At 63.5% G+C, this 6,168-nt stretch carries 8 protein-coding genes; 2 read left to right on the top strand and 6 right to left on the bottom strand.

Annotation, left to right across the window (positions count from 1 at the left end; translation table 11 throughout):
* Window positions 1-313 precede the first annotated feature (313 nt).
* Complete coding sequence (locus ASE31_RS08050; RefSeq protein WP_057201084.1) at window positions 314-1,291, top strand: DMT family transporter; 978 nt, start codon at window positions 314-316, stop codon at window positions 1,289-1,291.
* Between the two features lie 10 nt (window positions 1,292-1,301).
* On the opposite strand, the gene ASE31_RS08055 is transcribed toward ASE31_RS08050, so the two are convergent.
* Window positions 1,302-2,093, bottom strand: coding sequence for a helix-turn-helix domain-containing protein (locus ASE31_RS08055; protein ID WP_082604075.1), 792 nt, complete (start codon window positions 2,091-2,093; stop codon window positions 1,302-1,304).
* A gap of 100 nt (window positions 2,094-2,193) precedes the next feature.
* On the opposite strand from ASE31_RS08055, the gene ASE31_RS08060 reads away from it, so the two are divergent.
* A complete protein-coding gene (locus ASE31_RS08060) occupies window positions 2,194-3,036 on the top strand; it encodes a phytanoyl-CoA dioxygenase family protein (protein WP_057201086.1) in 843 nt (280 codons plus the stop codon).
* Window positions 3,037-3,070: 34 nt separating this feature from the next.
* On the opposite strand, the gene ASE31_RS08065 is transcribed toward ASE31_RS08060, so the two are convergent.
* From ASE31_RS08065 to ASE31_RS08085, 5 genes are all read right to left on the bottom strand, one after another.
* Window positions 3,071-3,742 (bottom strand): DUF4276 family protein, encoded by a 672-nt coding sequence (locus ASE31_RS08065; protein ID WP_057201088.1) that lies wholly within the window; start codon window positions 3,740-3,742, stop codon window positions 3,071-3,073.
* Window positions 3,739-4,839 carry an AAA family ATPase gene (locus tag ASE31_RS08070; protein WP_082604071.1) on the bottom strand — a complete coding sequence of 367 codons (1,101 nt, stop codon included), beginning with the start codon at window positions 4,837-4,839 and terminating at the stop codon, window positions 3,739-3,741. The genes ASE31_RS08065 and ASE31_RS08070 overlap by 4 nt, the downstream gene beginning before the upstream one ends.
* 120 nt (window positions 4,840-4,959) lie before the next feature.
* Window positions 4,960-5,172 (bottom strand): DUF3820 family protein, encoded by a 213-nt coding sequence (locus ASE31_RS08075; protein WP_057201089.1) that lies wholly within the window; start codon window positions 5,170-5,172, stop codon window positions 4,960-4,962.
* 13 nt (window positions 5,173-5,185) lie between these two features.
* Window positions 5,186-5,581: a translation initiation factor Sui1 gene (locus ASE31_RS08080; protein ID WP_057201090.1), complete on the bottom strand. Its 396-nt coding sequence runs from the start codon at window positions 5,579-5,581 to the stop codon at window positions 5,186-5,188.
* Window positions 5,581-6,081 carry a DUF2721 domain-containing protein gene (locus tag ASE31_RS08085; RefSeq protein ID WP_057201092.1) on the bottom strand — a complete coding sequence of 167 codons (501 nt, stop codon included), beginning with the start codon at window positions 6,079-6,081 and terminating at the stop codon, window positions 5,581-5,583. Before ASE31_RS08085 ends, ASE31_RS08080 begins: the two co-directional genes overlap by 1 nt.
* Window positions 6,082-6,168 lie beyond the last annotated feature (87 nt).

Below are 6,168 nucleotides of genomic sequence, written 5' to 3' on the forward strand. Positions count from 1 at the left end.
CTCCACAAATGCACACAGCAACCAGCACCGAAAAGCCGTAAAACACCCAACGCACCACAGGAACAAAAAAAAGCCCGCACGAAGGCGGGCAAATTGCTTGCACAAGGGGGAGGAGCCGACCACAGCGGGTCGACGAATAAATCATAGCCCTGGCCCCAAAGAATGCATGTGATCTATTTCACACTTCACGCCTTTGTTGATTGATGAACAAACCATCCGCCATTGGTGAAAAAACAGCATCAATGACACCGCCGATCTGGCGCCCAATCGCACGCAGGCCCTCCAGACAAAGCCTGCGCAACAAGCGACCCCCATGACCACAACAACGACCCCGGCCCCGCAACAGGCAAACAACAACAGCAACAACACCAAGGCCTGGGTGATCGACCTCGTGCTGCTGGCGGCGCTGTGGGGTGCATCCTTCCTGTTCATGCGCATGGGCGCCGCCGAGTTCGGGGCGCTGCCCACCGCTGCGGCCCGGGTCAGCATCGGCGCCCTGTTCCTATTTCCCCTGATGATGCTGCGCGGCCAAGGGGCTGCGCTGGTGCAGCACTGGCGCGCCACCATGGGCATCGGTGTCTTCAACTCGGGCCTGCCGTTTGCGCTGTTCAGCTTTGCGCTGCTCACCATCAACAGCAGCCTGGCGGCGGTGCTCAATGCCACGGCCCCAATGTTCGGGGCCCTGGTGGCCTGGGTGTGGTTCCGCGAACGGCCGGACAATTGGCGGCTGGCGGGTCTGGCCATCGGCTTCACGGGCGTGGTCATGCTGGCCAGTGGCAATGCCGGGCTGCGCCATGGCGATGGCGCGGGCAATAACAACAACGCCGCGCTGTGGGCCATCGGCGCGTGCCTGCTGGCCTGCCTGTGCTACGGCATCGCCGCCAGCGCCACACGCCGCTACCTGACCGGCGTGCCACCCCTGGCCACGGCCACCGGCAGCCAGATCGGCGCATCGCTGCTGCTCGTCGTGCCGGCCATCGTGTACTGGCCCCAGCACATGCCCTCGCTGCGGGCCTGGCTGGCCATCCTGGCGCTGGGCGTGCTGTGCACGGGCGTGGCGTACTTCCTGTTCTTTCGCCTGATCGAGCGCGCGGGCCCTGCGCGCGCGCTCACGGTCACGTTTTTGCTGCCGGTGTTCGCCACCTTCTACGGGGTGGTCTTTCTCGATGAAAGCATCACGCAGTGGATGCTGGTCTGCGCGGGCGTCATCGTCTGCGGCGTGGGGCTGTCCACCGGGTTCATCGCGCCGAAGTCAAAGCGCGCCGCCAGCGACAGCACCGCGAAGACCTGAGCGCGTTCCATCAACCTGCCTTCTTCTGCCGAAGATAGGCCTGCGGCGTCATGCCCAACTGCTTGTGGAACATGGCGATGAAGGCCGAGGGCGCGCTGTAGCCCAGCTCCAGCGCCACGTCCTTGACCGCACGGCCGGCCTCCAGCAGCGCGATGCCGCGCACCACCTTCAGGCGCTGGCGCCATTCGCCAAAGGGCATGTGCAGGTCACGCTCGCAGCGCCGCGCGAGGGTGCGCTCAGTGGTGTGCACCGTGGCCGCCCAGTCGGCCAGCGAGCGGCCGTCCCAGGGGCTGGCCTGCAGCGCGTCGAGCACGCGGCCGAGCAGAGGGTCCTGCGACGTGGGCAGGTAGCTGTCATGGCCGGGCACCACGCGCAATTCGTCCAGCAGCACCTCGAACAGGCGCTGGTCGGGGGCGCTGCGCGGCACATCGATGCCACGGCTGTGCAAGGTATCGAGCACGGCGTGAATCAGCGGGCTGATGACCATGGTGCAGGGCTGGCGCGGCAGTGCGGCGCACAGCGCCTCAGCCACATAGACTGTGGCGTAGCTGGCTTGATGGCGGTTGCTCGACACATGCTCCAGGTGCGGCGGTATCCACACGCCGTACTGCGGCGGCGCGAGGAACACCTGCCCGCCCATGCCCACCTCGATCACGCCAGACAGCGCATGCACGAACTGCCCTGCCGCATGGCTATCGGCCGGGTCGGCGCCGCCGGGCTGCAGATGAACCACCTTGAACAGCATCGTCGGCATGGCTGTCGCCTGCGCGGCGGGCTGGCGAGCGGCCTTGGGGAGGTTCATCTTGTCTGGCTTCACTGATTGCTTGTCCGAACAGGCGTATTTGATTGAATCTGACCAATTTAGACTGATTCTGCCCGCACCAGCCCAGGAAACGAACACCATGCCCACCAACCACCCCAGCGAATTCAACGCACAGTCCCCCGCCAGCGCCATGGCCGAGAAGTTTGCTCGCGATGGCGTGGTCTGCCTGCGCGGGGTGCTGCGCCCCGCCGAGGTCGAGCGGCTGCGCGAGGGCATCGACACCAACCTGGCCGCACCCAGCCCGCGCGCCAAGGTGGCCAGCCGCGCCGACGACCCGGGCTTCTTCATCGAGGACTTCTGCAACTGGCAGGAGATACCCGCGTACTGGGACGTGATCTCGCAATCCGCCCTGCCCGAGATCGCAGCCAAGCTCACCGGCAGCAGCAAGATCCGTCTGTACCACGACCACATGCTGACCAAGGAGTCGGGCACGCGCCAGCGCACGCCCTGGCACCAGGACCAGCCCTACTACAACATCGAGGGCAGCCAGAACGTGAGCTTCTGGATCCCCGTCGACCCTGTCTCCCGCGCCTCCACGCTGGAGCTGGTGGCCGGCTCGCACCGGGGCCCCTGGCTGATGCCGCGCACCTTCATGAGCAACGAGGCGAAATGGTTCCCCGAGGGCGCCCTGGCCGACCTGCCCGACATCGAGGCCGACCGCGCGGCCTACGACATCCGAGGCTGGGCCGTGGAGCCTGGCGACGCGATTGCCTTCAACATGCTCACGCTGCACGCCTCGGCCGGCCTGGAACCCGGGCGCCGGCGCCGCGTGTTCTCGGTGCGCATGATTGGCGACGACATCACCCATGCACCACGGCGGTGGAGGACCTCGCCGGATTTTCCGGGGCTGGTGGACAAGTTGCCAGCAGGGGCGGCCATGGTGCATGCGTTGTTCCCGGTGCTTTGGGCTGCGGGCACGTGAGCGCGCGGATTTGCGGCCATGCGCCAGTTGCGAATTACAGAGGATGAAGCTCGCCTTGCGCCAAATCCTCAATCGCGGCCAGCCAGTTGTTGAAGTGAGGACACGCGGTGCGAATGGCATCCAAGCCTATGTCACACGCAATCAAAGGCCCATGGACGGTTTTTTGGTACGCAGGCATCGCAGCCAGGATGCGCTTGGAGGGAGCAGTATTTGGACCGTCATTGATATCTTCCGGCGCGCAGCTCCTTCGCGCTGCACGCAGCGGGTCCAATGACCGATCATCATCCGTCCACACCTCGAAAGCACCGATATCCGTGAACAGCAGCGCCTCGAACTCATGCGCCAGCAAGTTGGGAATGAAGTTGTGCTGGGCAACATCCTTGGCCAACTGCTCTTCCAGGAACTCCGCCTTGCGCCGCCCGCTTCCAGTGGCCGGGTAGGCCGGACTGCTCTTGCCAGGGAAGTCCGCCGGCAACGCGTAGAGGTCGAACAACGTGGAGACGCGTGCCGCCGGATCCTGCTTGCAAAGTCTTTCGATCTGCGGCCTGATTTTGGCGTACCGGACCACGCCGCCTTTATGACCTGGACTGGTGCTGACAATGATGGGCGTCAAATAGAGGCCCATACTCGCGTAGTAAGGCACCAGCAACTCATTGACGAAGGCTTCTTCCGTCTGCCCTTCTACCAGCAGATAGACACGGCTCATCGCCCAGGTCTCCCACCAAGAAGATTCTTTTTCCACAAATCGCCGAGGCTGTAATCAATCAGCCACTCTGCCAGCGCGTCTGTATCAGGCCGCTTGAAAGTGGAGGCCCCCCCTCGCTTATCGACAACGATCAGGTCTTCCGCCTCAAACTCGTTGACGAGTTCCACCGACTGAGTCGAGATGATCAACTGGTGCTCCTGCGAGGCAGACTTCATCAATCCAGCAAGTACGTTGATGGCAAATGGGTGCAAGCCCAGTTCCGGCTCGTCAATCAGAACCGTCTTGGGCATGAATTCTTCGGGCTGCAGCAGCACGGTGGCTAAGCAGATGAAGCGCAGGGTGCCATCGGACAAAGCGCTGGCAGAGAAAGGTTCATCCTGCCCCTGCTCTGTCCACTCTAACTGGATTTTCTCCTTGTTATCCACCGTCGCCCGCAAGTGGAAATCTCCGAAGAACGGCGCCACCAAGCGAATGGTCTTGACGATGCGCAGGTATTGTTCCTCGTGATGATTCTTCAGCCGTAGCAGGAAGGCCCCGAGGTTGCGCGCATCCTCGCGAAGATACTCGTTGTCCTTGATGTTGTGGATCTGCTTGACCACAGCGCTGCCGCTCGTGTCATGGAAGTGATACAGGCGCCAGCTACGCATTGCAGGCACCACGAAGCCGTAGATGCGAGTGTGCTTCTTCTGGTTTTCTACATAGGTCTCAAAATGACCCGAGCTCGCCCGCCATTCGCCATGCTGGTTCCACCACAAAGCTTCGTGGGAAAACATCATCCGATTGTCGTGGGTCGGCTGAAGGGTAAAGCGGTAACCGTTATTGCCAAAGTACAGTTCGGCGTGCAAATCCTCCGTTTTCTTGCGGCCAAAGTGCAACAGCGCGTCTGGCCCACCGGCAACGCCGACGGCTGCTTGCAACTGCTGATCCAGAATACGGTTGATGAGGCGGAAAAAACCGATGAAGTTGGATTTGCCTGCACCGTTGGCACCAATCAGCACGTTGAGCCGCCCGAGGTCCAGGTCACACTCGGCAATGGACTTGTAACCGCGCAGCACAAGCCGCGAGATCTGGTCCGAATCGTTCACTTGCTTGATCATTTGGGGGAGATGTTAACAAGCGCGTGCCACTGCAGAGATGAACTTTGCATGGGCACCGGATTTCTTGTCATGAACATCGCTGCCCCCCGGAATCGGCTGATGTGATCCACCTGCATGCACTCACCGCCCCCTCAGCGGCCTCAGCAGATCCGCCAACCCGTTATGGTCGATCTCATACATCAGCGCCAGCAACTGCCCCAGCTCCCCTTTCGGGAATCCCTCGCGCGCAAACCAGCCGAGGTAGTTGGCAGGCAGGTCGGCGAGCAAGGTGCCCTTGTGCTTGCCGTAGGGCATCTCGGTGGTGACCAGGCGTTGCAGCTTCTCGGCGTCCATCGCATGCACTCCCTCAGCCGCCCGCGCGCTTGACCTTGTGGCCGAGCTTTTGCAGCGCGGCGATCACGCGGTCCACGTGGTCGCCCTGGATTTCGATCACGCCGTCCTTCACCGTGCCGCCGCTGCCGCAGGCGGCCTTGAGCTGCTTGCCCAGTTGGTCGAGCGCGGCGGCATCCACTGGCACGCCCTTGACCAGGGTGACGGCCTTGCCGCCACGGCCCTTGGTCTCGCGCGACACGCGCACGATGCCGTCACCGGCAGGCACCGCGGCCGCCTTGGCCAGCTCCTTGCAAACGCACTGGGCGATGAGCTGGCGGCAGTCGGGGCACATGCGGCCGGTGTCGGTGGAATAGACCAGGCCGCCCAGGCTGCCGAGGTCGGCCAGGGACTTCTTGGGGGCGGGGGCCATCACTTCGGCTCCCGCACGATCAGAGGGGTATCGGCGGGGTTGGCGCCAATTTCCTTTTGCAGCATGTGGAAGTTGAGCAAGCGCGTGGCCATCACCGTCTCGGCCAGAAAGCACACCAGCGCCAACAGGAACGAGGCCACGCCGGCCAGGAAGCCCGCGATGGCCAGGCGGTTGGCCTGGTAGTCGAAGGTTTCGCCCAGGAACAGCAGGATGATGGTGATGCCGATGAGAAAGGCGCAGAAGGTCAGCAGCGCAATGCAGCCGTTGGCCAGGCGGCCGCGCAGGCGCAGGTCACCCAGCTCGGCATAGGCGCGGGCGGTGTACTCGGGGTCGTTGTTGGCGCGGGCGCGGTCTTCCACCACGCGGGCGCGGTCGATGATGCGCGCCAGCCGGCCGGCCACGGCGCCGATCATGCCGGAGACGGCGGTGAGCAAGAACACGGGCGCCACCGCGAGCTGGATGCCGTGGGTGATGACGGAGGGATCGGTGGGGATGGCCATAAGCAATTATGAAGCACCCCCTGTGTCGCTTCGCGCCTTCACCCCTCTCTCGCATTGCTGCGCAATGCGGGAGGGGGACGCCCCCAG

Origin of the sequence: Acidovorax sp. Root217 (assembly GCF_001428645.1) — a bacterium.
Classification (GTDB): Bacteria; Pseudomonadota; Gammaproteobacteria; order Burkholderiales; family Burkholderiaceae_C; genus Acidovorax.